This is a genomic window from Pseudoalteromonas agarivorans (assembly GCF_024518735.1).
Classification (GTDB): Bacteria; Pseudomonadota; Gammaproteobacteria; order Enterobacterales; family Alteromonadaceae; genus Pseudoalteromonas; species Pseudoalteromonas atlantica.
In genome coordinates, this window is record NZ_JANIGJ010000003.1 from 346,353 (window position 1) to 364,764 (window position 18,412).

Genomic DNA, 18,412 nt, shown 5'->3' on the forward strand with positions numbered 1-18,412 from the left:
TTAAAATACAAGCCTAGTTACAATTGTGTTTAAACCAAAACAATTGCAAATATATAAACAATAAACTTTTCAATATAAATAAATTAACACTTAAAATTATATAATTAGTAATAAATAATTATTTAGTAAAAAGTGGAATAGTAGCCTCATCCTGAATTTTGTATGTTTCCGAATTGCTACTAAAATTTTCATGGCCATATTTAATTATAATACAGGTAACATTATCGCGTGCACCTCTAACTAAAGAAGAATGCATTAGCGCCATACCTGAATCAATAATACTATTAGGTTCTAATGACAAACATATTTCTTCATCAGACAATTCGCCTGTTAAGCCATCTGAACAAAGTAAGAAAATATCATTAGTATTTACTTCACCTTGTACTACATCTACTTTAACTTCGTCTGTAACGCCCACTGCACGGGTAATCACATTCGAAAGAGGGTGCGTTTTTGCTTCCTCGATTGAAATTACGCCCTCATCGATAAGGTCATTTACTTGGCTATGATCCCGCGATACTTGCTGTAATTGGCCATTTCGCAGCATGTATGCCCGGCTATCACCTACCCACAAAACGTAATATTGATTATCTTTTATAAATAAGGCGGTTACTGTACTGCCCGCCGTTTTACTTCCTAAGTACTGAGCGCTGTAATCATTTAATTGGCGATTTGCATCTTCAATAGCTGAAACAATATGAGAAACGCTAAGCGTAGCTAGTGTCTTTTCTTCAACTTTTGCTCTAATAACATCTACGACTAGTTGGCTTGCAACTTCACCCGCTTCATGTCCACCCATTCCATCAGCTACTACCCATAAGTTATGGCTATTAATTTCAACATGAGAGTCTTCATTTAATTGCCTAACTGCACCGCGATGAGTTATTGCGTAACTTGTACTTAAATTGCTAATCACTATTTTTTACCTGTGTGTAATTCCATTCCCAATGTTTCCATCGGCCATCTAACATAGCAGCAACTTGGTTAACAGGCGGTAGTCCTGAAGTAACAAGCATCATAGGCTTTATATTGCATGAACCGTGTGTCCACCAAACACTATAATCACCATGCTTTTTATATAAAAGTGCATGTAGGGCGTCTTTTAAAACATCACTTGATAGCTCATCACCTGAGAACTCAAATGCTTCACCCTCTTTATTTTTGTCGCTAGAGGGAGAAATACTAAGCTGCTTTTTAGGCGCTATAAGGGTGCTTATCGATTTAGCAACGTCTTTTCGCCAAGTAAAAAGGTCAACAGAGCTATCGAGCACTTTAAGTACTGTGTCTTCGTACTCTAAGGAGAAAACGCCCGAATTTAATACTTCTATCGGCGCAACTTCTAATGTACTGGCCACTGTGAATGGGTAATGGCGCCCTACTGCATCCATACTCGGTAATAGGGTTCCCATTACGCCTTTATCGCCAACAATATTTGGCGATAAAGCAAAATGCCATACAGGACCTGTTAGGTAGTTATCTTGCCAATTGTCGCCTAACTGTTCTTTACTTACAGCAATAGCTGCTTGCAGCCATTGCTCCCAGTGCTCTGAAAATTCTTTCGAAACGCTGTCTTGAACAAAGTCCCCCAAGCTAGGGACTTTGCCGAGGTAGCCTATATTTATAATCGGGTCGGACATGAAAACTTCTCTACACTTTTATTCCAAAATGGATGCCTAATTGATTTTGGCAATAGCTCAACTTTTGCGTTGTTACCCATGAGAGAAAAATGTAACTCTAAATCCTCACGTGTTTTAGCTCTTTTAGCGCTAAGCTCATCTAGCATGCGATAAAGCGACCATTCACCTTGGTAGGTCGTATTTACTGAGCGGCCCCCATTAGGTGGAGTGAATACAACTCGCGTTTTACTTTGTCCACTTGCGCCTGGCCAAACAAAGTTGGTAACTCTTAAAGGGCCATGGCGGTAAATCATTGATTGACCGTCAATTTCAATCATTAAGCTCGATGTAGTTTTATCCAACGATAGCGGACGTAAGCCAAACTCAATTCTAGGTGTTGCACTTCCACCATCGAAGAATACCGTTTGAATTTGATGGGCTAGTTCAAACATGGCTAGAGTATCAGCGCTTATGCCAATGTCTTTTTCAAACTTCCACGGACTCGAACTCATATCCACACTTGGCGCTACATAGTTAGTGAAGAAGCTATCAATAGTGCCATCTGGTCCAAAGAAGCGTGTAAAGTCTTTCATATTCACTTCTTTTTGTGCATAAGGAGAGAAAGGGTATCGGCCCACAATAGCTGCGTTGTACTCACGTAAAACTTGGCTTTTCCAAATCTCATTTAAGTGCCTGTTAGCGCTATTTTTAGTGATATTACTGGTATCTCTGCTTATATCTAATAACCAGCTATTAAATGGGTAAGGTAGATCACGGCTTTGGAACTCAAGTTGGCGAATGAAACTTGGTTTACTTTTTCCACTGATTTGATCTTTTATTGATGACTTTAACTGATCACCTCTATCAAGCTTAGTTAGATATACATTGAGCTCTCTGAGGTTTTTCTGAATGTTATCTAATTGCTGAGCATCAATATTTATAACATCTTCAAACGCTTCTTCAACCTGATAACCTGGCAGTTTAATGTCAAACTTAGGCGCTTCGTCAGGTAAAAAACGTTTAATTCTGTTAGCTTTAGTTTGCATTGCAATTTCAGCGGCATTAGCGGCAACTTTACCCGCTGCTTTTTGATTCTCTGACACCGGCAATTTGGTTAGTTGCACATTTTTTTGCACAGCCATAATAATGTTTTTAATCGGTGCTTCTGAGCCAGCAAGTACATCAGTAATATTCACACCCTCAGCAGGTGAGCTGTACTGATTCAGGCTTAAATCGTCGATAAATGATTGCCAAAAGAAGACATAATCTTGGAAATAACGCTGCTCTAATTTCTTTTCAATTTCTTCTTTAGAAATATCATAAGTGCCCGATGCTTCCTCGCCATATACCCAGCTGCTTGCCATCAAATTTCCAAGCATTTTACTTTTTTCAACATTAAAAATGCCGTGAAAACCGTTAAAGGTATATAAACCAGGGATACTTCGAGTCAGCTCGCCATTGTTTCTGAATGTGAATTTTTGCGCACTTTCAAAACTAATAATGTCTGTTAATCTAAACGGCGGAATGCTGCTATCAAGAAAATCAGCTTGTAGGCGTTGGTATGCTCTTTCGGCTATTGGTAACTTAGTTAATTCAGCTCTAGCTATACGCACTGCTTGATTATCTATTTTTGTTTGACTAACCCCCAGCTCTAATAAGGCAGCAATGTGGTTCATTAACTGGCCGCGAGTTAGCGCATTTTTATCACCCGGTAGATTTCTTTCTAGGTATGCATTAAACCAAGCCGAAATATCTTCACTTTCAAAGTATTCAGGTTGGAATAGCATTAAATAGCACTTTAGCGTCTCGTATAAATAGCTAAGGTGCTCTGGGTGCGCTTCCATTTCTTTAATTAACGTATTTGCGATATAGGGTTCTAAATACGTTTGTAGAGACCTGTTATAGGCTTGTGTAGATGACTGTTTAATTTCACTAAGCTTATTAAAACCTATTGACTGAGATTCATCGTCATCAACTAACGCAGGGTTGTTAGCTGGTAAGTTTCTTAGCGCATTGAGCCTGTCGTTTAATACTAATAAGTTGCTTCTATCAAACGAGGCGGCATCTAGCTCCTGATAAGTTTCAATGGCTTCATCTGTAGCAGCCATTAAATTATTATTCCATGCAAAGCTAAAGTACCACGAAATAGAAAAACCAATTACCGCAATACTGGCTAAAGAAATACTACCTACTCTGAGCCATTTGTTTTGCTTATCGTGATGTTTGTTAGTGCTGGCTAGGTTTTGCTCAGGGAAAATTACACCTTCTAAAACATTTTTGATAAAGAAGCTTTTCGATTGATTTATATAACTAGAATCTGCTGAGTTTACGTCATTTAAAAAGCTAGCTGGCTTCCCTTCTTGAGTTGCACTGGTCAAATACACGCCCCTAAACATAGGGAGTTCTTCATAAGCGTTAGGGGTAAAAATTTCTTTTAAAAACGCATCGCCCACACCTTGCAGCACACGAAGCTGTCTCGGAAATTCGAAAATTTTGGCTCGTATTTCTTCATTACGCTCGTTAATCAGCCTACGATTAAGCATTTCTGTCAGTTTTGAAATTAATGCGTGAAACTCTTTGTTAAACGCTTCAACTTGAGTGTCTTTATCTAGGTCTAACTCAAAAGTAACACCCCAAACTTGCTCGCATTCCTCTTCTGTAAGCTCGCCAAAAAACTCTCTAAAACCTTCAATTAAATCAACTTTAGAAAGAATAACGTACACCGGAAAAGTCATACCCAACTGATTTTGTAACTCTTGTAAGCGCTGTTTAATTGCGCGGGCATGTAGGTTACGCTCTGTTTTAGTTTGACTCATGAGCTCAGAAATACCCATGCTGATCATTACACCGTTAATAGGACGTAGAGGGCGGTACTTGCGTAAAAGCCCTAAAAAGCCCTCCCATGCGCGTGAGTCATGTTTTGCGTGGCTACTTTGTGTAGTGTATCGCCCTGCGGTATCGATAAGTACGGCTTTATTAGTGAACCACCAATCACAGTTTCGTGTACCACCTACACCGTGGACTAAATCAACACCTAACTTATCTTTTAACGGATAGTCTAAGCCCGAGTTATTAATAACCGTTGTTTTACCGGCCCCAGGCGGGCCAATCATAATATACCAAGGTAATTGATATATATTTTTACCTTTAAATAGCTTTACATCTTTGAGTAAGTTGATAGCTTCATTCATGCGATTTTTTAACGTGGTGATCTCTTCATTCACCTCGTTACTGTTCGACTCATCGCTTTCAATTAGCTCATCAGCCATTTTCTCATCGCGTTTGCTTTGTTGCGTTAAGCTATAAATTTTGGTGATAGCAAACACTAAAATAACAAACAAAATAGTTAACAGGCGTGCTGCTACACTCTCTAAAGGGATAAAGTCAGCAATCGCAATAAGCGGACCGCCAAACCAAATTAATAAAGATAACGCCAAAAAGCCGATAATTAACATGGCTGTTTTAGAAGTAAGTACGTAAGTAATTTTTTTTATTTTGTGTGAAAAACTCATGTCAGCCTCATTAAAATAATAAATCGATTTCAATTCGTCGGTTTAGTGACCGAGAAGCTGAATCTGAATTGCTGGCGATAGGCTCTGCAGCACCTTTACCTTCAGGCCATAAACGGCCACTTAGGTTTGTACTTTTAGCCATAGAATTAGCAACTTGCGTTGCACGGGCTAAAGAAAGGTGCCAATTTGATGGGTATTTATCAGTCCGAATAGGCGTATCGTCGGTATGCCCAGTAATTAAAATACGCCCTTTTGTTCCTTCTAAACTAAGTGCTAGCTTTTCTAAAATGGGTTGAATTGACGGTAATAATTTAGCGTCGCCTTGATTAAATAGACTTTCGCTGTTTATTGAAATTCTTATGCGGTCTAGGTTTTTCTTTACTGTCACAATCCCCATCTGAATTTCTGTTTGCAGTAACTGCTCAAGTACTAATAGTTGCTTATCTTTTTTATCTACACTTTCGTTTTGCGCTATAGGATGAATAACAGCCAGCTTATCGTTAAGTGAAGTAACGCCGTCGTTGAGTTTCATGTTGATAAATAAGTAAACCATTAACAGCACTAAGCCCAGCACTGAAAAAATCACCCAAAGCGGAACTTGATTTCTAAGCTCTACGCCAGCGGCAACACGCTGCTTCCAATTAGGTGAAAGTTTATTGTTTAATGGGCCATCTAATTGATTTAAAAGGTGATACATTTGAGAGCGATATTCTTCTATTTTAGTATCGCCACCGTTGTCTAGTCTGTATTTACCTTTAAAGCCTAAGTTTAAGCAATGGTACTGCAGCTCAATAAATTGTTTGTGTTGTTCAGGTTGAGCCAGTGCATTATCAAGCAGGGTGTAAAAGTATTCACCGCCAAACGTTTCTTTATGAAACGTCGATAGTAAACTCTCATCAGCCCACTCCATTGAGCTCCATTTAGAATTTAAAACTGATTCATCTAAAATCGCGCACAAGCAATAACGCGAGTTGGTAATGACATCTTTAGAAAGCCCCTGGTTGCGCACTTCAACTTCAAAGCGCTTTACAGCCTCAACACAGCGATGCTTTAAAGCAGCAATATTTGTCATCTCTTTAGCTTGGCTAATCGAAATTACAATTGAAAAACAATCTGTTGCCGCTTCTAAAAGTGGGTTTTTAAAAATTGAAACTTTAGACGTATTAGCAACACTGCTGGCAACAGGCTCAACAGACATCACTGTTTTATCAGCATCGTTATCAACATTAGGAGTGTTTGAAGTGTCACGCCCTAGTCTACCAGGGCGAGGTTTTATAATGGTTTCGTCCATTGAAACTCTTCCTTTAAAAGTTAGGTTCTAATTGCCCAAAGGCTTATTTGTAGCTCTGGGTAATTGCCCGATAAGTGGATAGCGATACCACCACTTGAACGAAGTTTTTCCCAATGTTCACCCTGCTTGTTTAACTCAAAGTAATGAAAACCTGCATGGTATGGGATTTGGCGCGGTGCCGTTGGTAAGTTACTAATGGTAATACCAGGAATTTGGTTATTAACCAAGTCACGTATGGTTTCTACACTACCAATCTTAATTTGTGAGGGCAGTATTTTGCGCAGCTCTTCATGCGGTACACTTGCTTTTATTGCTAAAACAAATTGTGCCGAGTTAAGTACAGATTTATCTTTTAGTGCGCCAAACGAAATACCAAACTTGCTTTGCTCTAATTTAATTTCTGTCGCAGTTTGTTCAATAACATGACTTAAAGATTGATATAAGAAATTAACTACTTCAGAAAATACTTTGCCCAAATTTTCATGATCGTACTTAGGCAGCTTTGGTACTCTTTTATTCGCAGTACTAAAAGTAGATAGCTCGCCAGCAAGCTCAATAAGGCGGGTATAAAATACATTTGGGTGGAGGTTATTCACGCTAAGTAGATTGTCAAAAACAGCATCGTACTTATTAAGTGTTTGCAGCATGATAAAGTCAGCAACAGAGGTGCTCCCTGCATAACCTTGACATAAACGCACAGAAATACTCTCTGCGCGCTGTTTTATCATAGAGCCTATTTCTCTTACTAAACCAAGTAACGGCTTGCATTGACCTACTTTTAAAGAGGCAGGTATGTATTTAGTGTCAAGCTTAATGCTTCCTTCACTGCTTACTTCAATAATACGCGCCACAGGTAGCAAAATATAACCAGCGTGATCATCTGATGAAAGCACAAGTTTGCTATAGATTTTAGCAACTTGAATTACCTCTTGAGATTGAGCTCCCAAAGAGTCATCACTAACTGTTAGATCATTTAGCTTATAGCGCGTGACGATATTTTCATCCAGCGCTGAAATATTAATACCACTGCTTTTTAATGCAGGGATGGCAAGGTATACCACCTCATCATACACGTCTTTATTAACCACTAATGGCTCAGGTAAAGGAGTTGATTGCGGCATTTCAATTGGGAGTAAATCAGGCGTGATAGCACTTAAAGACTCAAGAGCAAACTGCCCTGAGCTCAATAATTGTGTGTCTATACTTATATCAAGTATGCCCCACGGATCAGATAAATTCCCTTTGCATAATTGATTTATTAAGTTAGAAAAATGCTTATCTGATTGTTGAAAATGTTGCGGCCTTAAGAACATCCCTTCAGTCCACGCAACACGAGTGTTATCACCCATTTTACAAATCCTTTTTATCGCTCTCTCATGTATGTAGCAATTGCTTCAACATTTACATCTATATCGTCATAGCCTGTTGGATCAACCTCAATAACGGCTCTCCATCTTGCTTGGTCGATATCTCTATAGGCCACAACAACACCCACATAACGGGTATTTCTATTAAGGCTCATTTTGTATTTTTGTACTGAGTTTGGTTGTAGCTCTAACTCATCTTTTTTAAGTAAATCTGGACCCAGTAGCTTTTCAGGCGTTTCGTATAAGCTAAAAAAGTCCTGCGTATCAAAAATTGTTCGTGAACTAAGTTCAAATATTTTCATAACAACTGGCGACGGTCTCTCTGATGTGTCTGGATTTACATCTTTAGAAACATTAATAATTAAATCAGTTGAAGGCGGCACTATTTTATTTACGGTGGTACACCCAACCGTCAAAAAGAGTAGGCTAATGCTCATAAAAAAGAGCTTAAGTTTAGACATTATTTACTTTCCTTCCTAAAACGTTTCTTGAGTTTTATCATTGTAAGCCTTTAAAAAATCGTCAGATAACGCCATAGCGCCTTTAGCATTAACATCATGCGCTAGCTCTTCATGAAGGCTTTGGTATATCTTCCAACATTTTGCTTCTGACTGGCCTGGAATAATCTTTAATACATTAGAGTTTTCATTTACTTGCTGGGTGATCTGCTGGGGAGAAACCTGTTCTAAAATCCCTTTAAGTACACCATCAGCTCCTGCTAATAAAGCATGTTCATGTCTTCGTGTATCAGTAAAACTTTCTTTAATCGATTCACGAGACGACAGGAAGCTTGCACTATTTCTTATGAATAAATTCTGAATAACATCATCAATATCAGCAGAAAATTTTATAGGGTTATTTTGCTTTGTTTGAAACATGGTTTGATTCAAACGTAATTGATTTTTTACCAATGCTCGTTGTCTTAATGACTCCATCAGCTCGTTTAATAATAAATTTAAACTTTGCCCCATTTCAAACCACAACTCTGGTGTATTAAGGGCATTTTGAAGCTCAGTTTTAACACCTAAACCTTTTAAAAACGCCTCCGATAAAGTGGAATTAGCGCTTGCGGTACTAGCGTGTGTTTGCGTTTGTTTTACTGGCTGCTTAACGGGTTCTGGTGTTTTTTGTGGCTCAACTTTAACGGGTTGCTCTGCCACTGCAACATCATCAAAATGGCTTTGCGGTGAGACTGACACATCAGGGTTCATTAAATGTGATAATTCATCCCAATTTTCAGGAATTTGATTATCAGGCTGTGCCATGTTTTCTTCTTTCATTGAAACAGCAGGCATTGACTCATCTAAAATAGATTCATTTAAAAATAAGTCACTTGAAGAAAAATTATCTATTGCAGGTGCTGGGGCGCTATTTCTCAGTACAAAGTCATCCGTACTTGGGCGTGCTTCAGTGTATGCTGTCGTAGATTGAGAATCAGCTAACTCGACTTCAATTTGAAAGTCCCCCACAGTAATCACATCACTGTGCGCTAAACGGTGTTTATTACCTTGACCAAGCGCAGACACGCCAAAATTAACAAACGTTCCGTTAGTCGAGGTATCGTATAAGTAAAACGAATCCCCTTCTTTTTCAATACGGCCGTGTCGGCTAGAAATTATTTTTTCAGGATCAGGCAAGTGCCAATCGCACGCTTCCGAGCGGCCAAAAATAAGAGAGTGTTTAGTTGTTTTAGAAGCTTCAATTTCAGGCGAGAGTCTATGATAACTAGTTATATTTAGTATCAGTTCCATTTGATAAGTTAGTCCCATAAATCTACATTTTTATTAGGATAAAGTAGAAGCGAAACTATTGTCAACATTGAAATTAATATATAAAAATATACACATATATTTAAATTTGAAGACAATGATAAATTTAATAAACCTAAAAACATGAAATCCAATAATTAAATTACCGTTTGAATGTTCCTTTTTCAGCACACTGCAACAAACTTAATCCCAAACAAAATAAAGTGAAAAATTACCGCTGAATGTACCTTTTACGCCTTTTACAGCCCTTTTAAGCACGTTATTTTTTAAGTTTAAAAATAAAAACAAATTTTAAGTGAGTTAAAACAGGCGACATAATTAATTTTGTATGAAACTTCTACGCTAGAAAGATTGCTAAAGTAATCTTTTTTTGTAAAAATACTGCCGTTATCAAAGGGAGAATTGATAAAAACGATAAAAATTCACCTTTGCAATTATTTATATATACACAATAAAAGGATTTATAATGAGCGGTATCAATAATTCTAACGATAAAACTCAGATAGCGTCGCTTGATTCAAATCTCAAAAAACCCCAAGCTAAAAATAAGCTCAATCTAATTGGCAAAAAAATATCTGCTCGTTACTTGGTTGAAGAATTAATTGGCCAAGGCGGTATGTGTTATATCTATCGCGCAAGGGATTTATTTTTAGAAAGCCCAAGCCGCCCTGAAGTGTTTGTGGCGATAAAGGTGTTACTCGAAGAGTTTTCACACTCAGAAGAGGCAATCACTCTCCTAAAAGATGAAACCACTAAAACACAACAGTTAGCTCACCCTAATATAGTTAAAGTCTATTCAGCAGGTTCAGATGGCGATCTTCACTATGTAACAATGGAGCTTGTTGAAGGCGAAACACTTGAGCAAATAATAAAAAGAAATAAACCCACTGGCATGGTGTTTAAAAAAGCCAAAGTGATTTTAGAGCAGTTAGCTGATGCACTGATTTACGCGCATGCACGCGGTGTTATCCACAATGATTTAAAGCCATCGAATATTATTTTTGATTCTAACGGCAACTTAAAAGTACTTGATTTTGGTATTGCAAAACATAAAACCATTGAAGATGCCTATGCTGTTCAAAACCAACAAAATGCCGCAGTTGTAGGTGGTTATACCCCCACCTATGCAAGCCCGGAGCAACTTAAAGGTGCAGAAGCATCAGTTAAAGATGATGTATTTTCTTACGCATGTATAGCGCTTGAACTATTAAGCAGCAAACATCCATTTAACCGCGTAGCAGCTGATAAGCTAGCAAAAGATGCCACGGCCAAACGCCCTAGTAACTGCCCATTATGGTTGTGGGGTAGCTTAAATAAAGCAATTGCATTAAACGCTTCTGATAGATTAAGTTCACTCGACCCCATTACTGCTAAATTAAACCATAATTACAAACCAGCTATCGCACTAGTAGCAAGCTTAGTGATTGCTACAGTATTAGCAGGGCAATATTACTTATCTAACAATAACAATGTAAAACAGCTCGAAGCAAAATTAGACAATGCTCAGGCGATAAATCAGCAAGTAAAAACGTGGATGTCGTGGAATGGCCCAAGCATACTCGATAAGCTTTCTGAAATACCGCCGCAATACGAAGTTTTAAAGCAAGGCTTATTGCGTGTAAATCAAGAGAGTGTTTTGCAAAGCTTTGATGGTATGGCTAATCAACTAAATAATAGTGGTGATAAGTTTAAGAACTTCGACGAAACAATAGATGTATACACTCAGGCACTTGAATACTACCCAGATTCAGAAAAGCTTTCTGTGCAACTGGAAAGCATTTTAAGAGAAAGACAATCTATTATTTTTGATATTACATCGCGAATTAATTTACTTTTAGAGCAATCTCGTTATAACGAAGTTGATAACAATAGTATTCCTCAGTTAATTATCGATTTAAAACAGGTCGATGACACGTACGTCTATCAGCCTTCACAAATTCACTTTGATAACTACAAGTTAGCGCTTGATAATGCTATACAAGAAGACGACGTTATTGCTCAAAAAGCGTTATTAAACGTAGGGAAAGCCATCTTTACTAATACGCAAAAAGAAGAGCTGCAATTTGCTGAGCTGCTCAAAAGAGAGTCGGCAATCGATGCACTCACCTTGTACCAGGAAAAAGTAAATAAAGGCCAGCAAGCACAATTTCCAACTGCAGATGCTGTTGTATTTTATCAGCCACGCTTTAATCGCTACACAGAAAAGCTGGAAGGCATTGAACAATACAAAGAACTATTAGAATTTGAAGAGCAGATTAACGTGGAGTCAGTGGATTTACCATCAGACTTTTCGCTTTTGGTTTCTTTAAAGCAAGAGTTATCTAAACGATACATTACAATGGCGAATACCTTAATGAAGAGAAAAATGTATCGTACTGCTGAACAACTAGTAGAGCGAAGTGAAGCCATTACTCAATCACTTGATAATGTTTTATTGTAACTTATAAACAGTAAAGCAAAGCGATTGTGGCTTTGCTTTTACAATACACTTTAAAAGTTGATGAACACTTAGTTTTACCGACGAAAGTCAAGGACGACGAGTTAAGCTAACGCTTGTACTCCTCCATGATATTTCGCAATTTTAATTACTATAATGATTTATGGAGTACCAATGAAAAAAATAACCGCACTTGCAGCATTACTCATCTTAAGTGGCTGTGCAAACACTTCAAATATGAATGAAACTGAACAAAAAGTTGAAGACAATGTTGCCGATGTTCAGGCTGAAGTAGCCGAAGTGGTTGCTCCAATCTCACTTACCGTAATTACTAACCCTATTGACGCTCGCGTACGCATTATGAATATCAAACCGGTATACCAAGACGCGATCGAACTAAAAGAAGGTGAATACGATGTTGAGGTAAGCAAACCAGGTTACCAAACTTATCGTAAGTGGGTTGTGGTTGATAAAAAAACCATACTTACAGTAGAGTTAGATGAAGTAGCCAAAACTGAAGCTGCAAACTAAACACCGTGTAAAATTGTATTTATGCCTTTAAATACACATTAATTTAAAGGCATAACTCTCATGTTTTCTGCAAAAAATGTAATAGCCCCTATTACACTCACATTCCCAAAAATACACTGCCATAACACCACTATAAAACGACGTTTTTGCGATTTATGCCTAAGCCATTGCTGTGCAATGAGTGCGCCGGGCCAACCGCCTAGTAACGACAGTAACTGAAGCGTGCGCTCGGGTGTGCGGTTTACTTTTTTATGCGCTGATAGTTTAGCTTGTCGTTTATCCCATGCGTACATTATAAAAGTAAAAAAGCTTAAACCTGTAAAGTAGCTTGGTATATAAATGCTCATATTATAAAGCCAATGAGCTTGCCATACTCCGACCAAAAAAAGCAGTGCAAAGGTGATTAATGTTTTCTTTATCAATTCATGATCGCCTATACTAAAAAGAGTTAAACCAAAATAATAAGAGCCAAATTATGACATACTTTAAAGCCCTATTTTTAGTATTATGCTTATACGCCTTTAATAGTTACGCCACTGATACCCCAAGCAACCTTGATAAAGAACTCGCTGTATTTAAACCTTATTTAGGTACTTGGCAGGCCGATTTTGACGTACCTAAAGGTGCCAAACCTGTACAAGATGTTGGCCACTGGGAGCGCGCATTAAATGGTAAAGCTATACATACCAAGCACTCTATTAATGAAGGTGAGTATGGTGGGGAATCAATGATTTTTTACGACAGTAAAAAAGAGTCATTGGTGTTTTACTATTTTACTACCGCAGGTTTTTACACAAAAGGCACCATGAAAGTGCTCAGCCCTACCCAATTTGTAGCGTATGAAGAGGTAACAGGCAGTAAAGAAGGTATTACTAAAGTGCGCTCGATCAGCGAGCTAAAAAACGATACGTTTGTAGTTTCAACTTCTTATTTAAAAAAGGGTGAGTGGACTAAGCCCGAGCAGCGTACTTACACACGCAGCACTAAAGCCGTTAAATTTAAATAATGGCCATTCGCTTACAATACAAAAAGGCAGCCTAGGCTGCCTTTGTTATTTATAAAACCGCTATTATTTAGCAAACTTTTTAAATGGTTCGTCAACTGGTGTATCAGCAAGGTGGTTAGTGTAGTTGCTCATTACTTTTTGCGATAAGCCTACAACAATTTCTAGTAGTTGCTGTTTACCGTAACCTGCTGCAAAAAACTTCTCAATTTGCTCATCGCTAATTACGCCGCGATCGCGTGTCATTGCAAGTGTGGTTTCACGTAGTGTTTCAAGTTTTGCATCTGCAAGGGGTGTTTTGTTTACTAGGGCATCAACAATATCTTGGTCTACATTCATTGAAGCGGCAATTGCGCTGTGTGCTGGTACACAGTAATGACACTCGTGCTCAACATTAATTGTTTGCCATACCACAGTTAGCTCTTCTGCGTTAAACGAGGTGTTTTGAAATAACTCATGCAGTACTTGGTAACCTTTAAGTAGCGTAGGCGCTTCTGCCATTACGGCATGAAGGTTAGGTAACATGCCAAATGCTGCTACTGAATCAGCCATAAACGATTTTGACTCTTCTGGTGCGTTGTCTTGAGTATATAACGTAAATTCTGCCATGTTCTGCTCCAATAAATTAATGTGTTTGAGTAACCTAGTGTCAGGTTAAGTAACTTCGAGACACATACTATTTGATTTTGAGCGACTGTTCAAGTTAAAATTGAGCATACGTTCAAAATAGTTGAGATTAAAATGGCTAACAAAGTTAAATTTGAGCGCGATAATGTAATTCGCGTTGCAAGCCACTTGTTTTGGGAAAAGGGGTTTAACGCCACCTCAACCCGCGATTTACAAGAAGCCATTAACATGCGCCCAGGCAGTATATATGCGGCGTTTGGCTCTAAAGAAGGCCTATACAGCGAGTCTTTAAAAGACTACACAGTACAAATGAAAAGCCAAATTGACGGGTTTTTAGCAAGTTCTGACTCTGTTTTAGGTGGTTTGCGTGCGTTTGTAGAAAACGTAATTATTAAAACCAAAGACTGTAGCCCAAGTGCTATTTGTATGTTGGTAAAAGCAAACAGCGAATTTGCAGAAAAAGACGCCTCGTTATACGAGCTAAGCTTAGACCTATCGGCAAAATTTGAAGCCTACTTAACCACCTTATTTGCTCAAGCCATTAAAAATAATGAGCTAAGCAGCAACCTTACCGCGCTTGAATACGCGCAGTTTTTTCAGGTGCAATTTACTGGGCTGCGTGGCTATTTTAACCGCCCAGGGGTTGAGCAATTAGCGCAGCCAATGATCAACCAAATGTTTGCCTTGATCAAAAAGCTATAACGTTTCGTTTTACTAACTTCTAAAAAGTCTCAACTAAAAAAAGCGGCTAATTCGTGTGAATTAGCCGCTTTTTATATTTGCTAGGGTTGAGCTTTACTTACGTTTTAAGCTTATTAAGCTCGCTATCTTGCTGCGCTACCAGTGCATTAAGCGCTTCACTGCTATCGCCCGCCTGAGTCGATAAATCAGCAAGTTGCGATGCAGCATCAGAAATAAGCGTAAGGTTACGGTTTATCTCTTCGGTTACTAAGCTTTGCTCCTCGGCTGCGGTGGCAATGTGGGTAATTTGATTAGTAATTTCATCTACTTTTACTACCACACTGTGCAGCGCGTCAAACGCCACTGAGGTTTCGTCTACTGCGCTTTGCGCGCGTACTACGCCTTTTTCAATTACGGTTGATGCATTACCTACTTCTAACAATAAGCTATCTATAAGTTGGCTAATATCATCGGTAGATGAGCGTGTTTTAGACGCCAGTGCACGTACTTCATCGGCAACTACCGCAAAGCCTCTGCCGTGCTCGCCAGCGCGTGCTGCCTCAATGGCGGCATTAAGTGCAAGTAAGTTTGTTTGCTCCGAAATGGTTCTTATCACATCTAAAATTTGCGTAATATCTTTACTACGCGAAGCCACTTTTTCAACCGCTTGGTTGGCTTCTTTTATTTCTTCAGACATGGTTTTCACTTGGCTCATAGCCGATGACAAGCTCGACTCACTGCTAACCACTAAACCATTTATTTCATCCGCTTGTTGAGCAGATTGCTCAGAGGCTCTGGCAACTTCAAGTGCGGTGGCGCTCATTTCGTTCATAGCGGTCACTACACTTTCAATTTCTTGAAACTGCGATTGCACATTATGTTTTGTATCAATAGCAATATGCTGTGCTATTTCGCCTTGCTGTTTTGTTTGCGACGATACATCTTTAAGCTCTGCAATTAAGCCACGTAACTTAGCTAAAAAGGCATTAAAGCCACCCGCAAGCGCAATTAGCTCTGCGTGGGTATCAACATGGAGCGTATGAGTTAAGTCACCTTCTGAGCTGGCAAGGTTATCTACACGCTGTTGAATTTGCTCAAGTGGCGCAACCACTGTACCCACCACCACTTTCATAATAACAAAAGCAATTAAAGCAATAACAGCACCGGTTATTAAAATAACAACCCCGAGCTGATTAGCCGAGTCACTCATGTTTTTAGCTAAAGCATTAGGCCCCTCTAGGGCTAAATTACTTGGCACTTCAATAAGCAAGCTCCACTGAGTGTTAGCCAGCTTAATATTAATTGGGTAGTTAACTAAATACTCGCTAGGTGTTTTAAAAAGGCCATGTTGCCCTTTAAATTTAACCAGCTCACTGTAAGTATTGCTACTAACTGCCTCTTTAAATGGGCGGCCTAATTTAGCTTTGTAGTGGCTGCTGCCTACAATTAAACCTATATCACTTAAAAGAGTTACTTTTGCTTGGCCGTTATAAAGCTCGCTCGAAAGCTTTTCGGTTAAGCCCTGAAACGTAGGGAGCGTTAAATCAACGCCTGCTAAACCAATAAAGCGGCCCGATTTAGTAATAGGTACGGTTAAAGAGGTAAGCATAACCGAATCGCCAGAAGGTATTTCGTAAAGGTAAGGTTCCATAATACAGGGCTCAAGTGTATCTTTTGCGCATAAATACCAATGCGCTTCACGAATACCAAATTCATTTAACGAGGTCAGGTATTTATCGGCAGCGTTAGCTACTTTTTGCTGCTCAATAATGCCGTTTTGGTCACGCGTTATATATACTTCTAACGTGCCATCACCATTAACTGAGTGTTTATATCCTTGTTTAAATTGCGCGTCTTGCCCATCAAAGGCATTGGCTTCAAACTGCGAATAAATTGACGATAAAAACCGATTTTTTTCAAGTATAGAGCGGTTAATGCTCACTACCGTGTCGCGGTTTAATGTTTGAGTATTAGCCGCATCACCAAGTAATGCAGCTAATGAGTTTGGAATTCGGTAAGCTTCGTTGATAAATCCGGCAATTTTTTCGCCGTAAGCAGCCGCGTTTGCGTTAAGCTTTTGCTCAACTTCGGCCACGATATAATCTTCAGATTCTTTAGCGAGCGCCTCGCTGTTTGATGACATTTGCCACCATAAAACCCCAGAAAGTACTAATACTGTTAAAAATGTACTCCCTACAGTTATCCATAATAACTTTTTTGCTAACGTGAGTTCTCGCACTTAAATTACCTTTTGTTAAAACACCCCTACAGTTTAATATACAAACTGCATCAAGCCATCAATAACATAAAATAATTTAAGTTTTTTGAACAATTAGGCCTAACGCTTGGCCAAAATAGCAGTGGTTATTGTGGCACCTATAAGTAAAGCAACGCTCACCCACAAACACGCTACAAAGCCATAAACCTGAAACACCCACCCCGAAAGCACCGTGCCCAGTAAACGCCCCATGGCATTGGCCATATAATAAAAGCCAACATCAAGCGATACACCATCGCTTTTAGCAAAGCTGACAATTAAGTAACTATGCACAGATGAATTAACGGCAAATACACCGCCAAATATAAGTAAACCTATAATCAGCGTGGCATGCACGGCCACATCAAGTTGCATAAAGAGAGCTAATAGTGCTGTTACACCACTTAGCAGCAACACCCATAAATAGGCATGTTTAACGGTATCAACGTTTGAGTTACTGGTGCCGGTAATTCGCGGCGCTTGCGATTGCACACCACCGTAGCCAATTACCCAAAGTGCCATAAAGCCACTGACCCACCAAAAGTTCCAGTTAAACTGCTGGGCTAAATAAATAGGTAAAGCCACTACAAACCATACATCACGCGCGGCAAACAGGCATAATCGTGCTGCACTTAATAAATTTATTGCACGGGATTTAGAAAATAGCTCTTTAAACTTAGGCTTATTTTTAGCCTTGCCCATGTCGCCTTTTAAAAATACAACGCTAATAATCCACGCAATAGTGAGTAATAAAATTAGGGCTTTTAAAGCACCTACAAAACCCAGTACCGTAAGGAGTAAACCACCTAAAAAGAAGCCGACCCCTTTTAACGCATTTTTTGAGCCCGTTAAAATAGCCACCCATTTATAGAGCTGGCCTTGGCCGCTTTCTCCCTCGGGCACTAAGTGTTTAATGGCGCTTTTGGCGCTCATTTTATTTAGATCTTTTGCTATGCCGCTAAGCGCTTGCGCGGCCATAACATAAGCTACGGTGAGCCATTCACTTGGCGCGCATAACATGGCAAGCGCCATTATTTGCAGCGCCAAGCCAAAGTTCATGGTTTTATTAAGGCCTAAATGAGCCCCTAGCCAACCGCCCACTAAATTGGTGATCACACCAAAAATTTCGTAAAACAAAAACAGCATGGCAATGGCCAGCGCACCATACCCTAACTGATGAAAATGCAGCACCACCAGCATACGTAGTGCGCCATCGGTTAAGGTAAATGCCCAGTAATTACCGGTAATTATTAAATACTGTTTTATTGCTGTAGGTAAATTAGCGAGTTGCTCAAACATGGTTAACGCCCTTAAAACCTTT

Annotated in this window: 15 protein-coding genes; 4 read left to right on the forward strand and 11 right to left on the reverse strand. The window is 39.1% G+C overall.

The window, feature by feature from the left end:
- Positions 1–118: 118 nt before the first annotated feature.
- Genes NQT65_RS08215 through tagH form a run of 7 tightly spaced genes read right to left on the reverse strand, consistent with a single transcriptional unit; the run spans position 119 to position 9,537 of the window.
- Positions 119–916 carry a PP2C family protein-serine/threonine phosphatase gene (locus tag NQT65_RS08215; protein ID WP_256850906.1) on the reverse strand — a complete coding sequence of 266 codons (798 nt, stop codon included), beginning with the start codon at positions 914–916 and terminating at the stop codon, positions 119–121.
- Positions 909–1,637 carry a type VI secretion system-associated protein TagF gene (tagF, locus tag NQT65_RS08220; protein WP_024032881.1) on the reverse strand — a complete coding sequence of 243 codons (729 nt, stop codon included), beginning with the start codon at positions 1,635–1,637 and terminating at the stop codon, positions 909–911. The genes NQT65_RS08215 and tagF overlap by 8 nt, the downstream gene beginning before the upstream one ends.
- Complete coding sequence (tssM, locus tag NQT65_RS08225; RefSeq protein ID WP_256850907.1) at positions 1,619–5,128, reverse strand: type VI secretion system membrane subunit TssM; 3,510 nt, start codon at positions 5,126–5,128, stop codon at positions 1,619–1,621. The genes tagF and tssM overlap by 19 nt, the downstream gene beginning before the upstream one ends.
- Positions 5,129–5,138: 10 nt before the next feature.
- Positions 5,139–6,419 (reverse strand): type VI secretion system protein TssL, long form, encoded by a 1,281-nt coding sequence (gene tssL / locus NQT65_RS08230; protein WP_096042737.1) that lies wholly within the window; start codon positions 6,417–6,419, stop codon positions 5,139–5,141.
- Between the two features lie 20 nt (positions 6,420–6,439).
- Positions 6,440–7,768 (reverse strand): type VI secretion system baseplate subunit TssK, encoded by a 1,329-nt coding sequence (gene tssK / locus NQT65_RS08235; RefSeq protein WP_024032884.1) that lies wholly within the window; start codon positions 7,766–7,768, stop codon positions 6,440–6,442.
- 14 nt (positions 7,769–7,782) lie between these two features.
- The gene (gene tssJ / locus NQT65_RS08240; RefSeq protein ID WP_024032885.1) at positions 7,783–8,247 is read right to left on the reverse strand and encodes a type VI secretion system lipoprotein TssJ; all 465 of its coding nucleotides are present in this window, start codon (positions 8,245–8,247) and stop codon (positions 7,783–7,785) included.
- A 15-nt stretch (positions 8,248–8,262) separates the two neighbouring features.
- On the reverse strand, positions 8,263–9,537 hold the full coding sequence (gene tagH, locus NQT65_RS08245) for a type VI secretion system-associated FHA domain protein TagH (RefSeq protein ID WP_256850908.1): 1,275 nt from the start codon (positions 9,535–9,537) through the stop codon (positions 8,263–8,265).
- Positions 9,538–10,021: 484 nt separating this feature from the next.
- On the opposite strand from tagH, the gene NQT65_RS08250 reads away from it, so the two are divergent.
- Entirely contained in the window at positions 10,022–11,995 is a 1,974-nt protein-coding gene (locus tag NQT65_RS08250) for a serine/threonine-protein kinase (protein ID WP_138685256.1), read from the forward strand.
- A gap of 171 nt (positions 11,996–12,166) precedes the next feature.
- Entirely contained in the window at positions 12,167–12,523 is a 357-nt protein-coding gene (locus NQT65_RS08255) for a PEGA domain-containing protein (RefSeq protein WP_256850909.1), read from the forward strand.
- Between the two features lie 38 nt (positions 12,524–12,561).
- Here the strand turns inward: NQT65_RS08255 and NQT65_RS08260 are convergent, their stop codons facing one another.
- Positions 12,562–12,945, reverse strand: coding sequence for a DUF1294 domain-containing protein (locus NQT65_RS08260; protein WP_256850910.1), 384 nt, complete (start codon positions 12,943–12,945; stop codon positions 12,562–12,564).
- Positions 12,946–12,998: 53 nt separating this feature from the next.
- Here NQT65_RS08260 and NQT65_RS08265 point away from each other — a divergent pair, with 53 nt between their 5' ends.
- Entirely contained in the window at positions 12,999–13,529 is a 531-nt protein-coding gene (locus tag NQT65_RS08265) for a hypothetical protein (protein WP_004587031.1), read from the forward strand.
- Positions 13,530–13,592: 63 nt separating this feature from the next.
- On the opposite strand, the gene NQT65_RS08270 is transcribed toward NQT65_RS08265, so the two are convergent.
- Positions 13,593–14,135: a carboxymuconolactone decarboxylase family protein gene (locus tag NQT65_RS08270; RefSeq protein ID WP_256850911.1), complete on the reverse strand. Its 543-nt coding sequence runs from the start codon at positions 14,133–14,135 to the stop codon at positions 13,593–13,595.
- 132 nt (positions 14,136–14,267) lie between these two features.
- Here NQT65_RS08270 and NQT65_RS08275 point away from each other — a divergent pair, with 132 nt between their 5' ends.
- The gene (locus NQT65_RS08275) at positions 14,268–14,855 is read left to right on the forward strand and encodes a TetR/AcrR family transcriptional regulator (RefSeq protein ID WP_256850912.1); all 588 of its coding nucleotides are present in this window, start codon (positions 14,268–14,270) and stop codon (positions 14,853–14,855) included.
- A 97-nt stretch (positions 14,856–14,952) separates the two neighbouring features.
- Here NQT65_RS08275 and NQT65_RS08280 read toward each other — a convergent pair whose 3' ends face one another.
- Positions 14,953–17,073: a methyl-accepting chemotaxis protein gene (locus tag NQT65_RS08280; RefSeq protein ID WP_256850913.1), complete on the reverse strand. Its 2,121-nt coding sequence runs from the start codon at positions 17,071–17,073 to the stop codon at positions 14,953–14,955.
- 99 nt (positions 17,074–17,172) lie between these two features.
- On the reverse strand, positions 17,173–18,390 hold the full coding sequence (gene arsJ, locus NQT65_RS08285; protein WP_029773649.1) for an organoarsenical effux MFS transporter ArsJ: 1,218 nt from the start codon (positions 18,388–18,390) through the stop codon (positions 17,173–17,175).
- Positions 18,391–18,412: the final 22 nt, after the last annotated feature.

Excerpts from the sequence above, each read along its gene's own strand:
- tagF (WP_024032881.1), bottom strand. The coding sequence starts at position 1,637 with ATGTCCGACCCGATTATAAATATAGGCTACCTCGGCAAAGTCCCTAGC.
- tssM (WP_256850907.1), bottom strand. The coding sequence starts at position 5,128 with ATGAGTTTTTCACACAAAATAAAAAAAATTACTTACGTACTTACTTCT.
- tssL (WP_096042737.1), bottom strand. The coding sequence starts at position 6,419 with ATGGACGAAACCATTATAAAACCTCGCCCTGGTAGACTAGGGCGTGAC.
- tssK (WP_024032884.1), bottom strand. The coding sequence starts at position 7,768 with ATGGGTGATAACACTCGTGTTGCGTGGACTGAAGGGATGTTCTTAAGG.
- tssJ (WP_024032885.1), bottom strand. The coding sequence starts at position 8,247 with ATGTCTAAACTTAAGCTCTTTTTTATGAGCATTAGCCTACTCTTTTTG.
- tagH (WP_256850908.1), bottom strand. The coding sequence starts at position 9,537 with ATGGAACTGATACTAAATATAACTAGTTATCATAGACTCTCGCCTGAA.
- NQT65_RS08250 (WP_138685256.1), top strand. The coding sequence starts at position 10,022 with ATGAGCGGTATCAATAATTCTAACGATAAAACTCAGATAGCGTCGCTT.
- NQT65_RS08255 (WP_256850909.1), top strand. The coding sequence starts at position 12,167 with ATGAAAAAAATAACCGCACTTGCAGCATTACTCATCTTAAGTGGCTGT.
- NQT65_RS08265 (WP_004587031.1), top strand. The coding sequence starts at position 12,999 with ATGACATACTTTAAAGCCCTATTTTTAGTATTATGCTTATACGCCTTT.
- NQT65_RS08270 (WP_256850911.1), bottom strand. The coding sequence starts at position 14,135 with ATGGCAGAATTTACGTTATATACTCAAGACAACGCACCAGAAGAGTCA.
- NQT65_RS08275 (WP_256850912.1), top strand. The coding sequence starts at position 14,268 with ATGGCTAACAAAGTTAAATTTGAGCGCGATAATGTAATTCGCGTTGCA.
- arsJ (WP_029773649.1), bottom strand. The coding sequence starts at position 18,390 with ATGTTTGAGCAACTCGCTAATTTACCTACAGCAATAAAACAGTATTTA.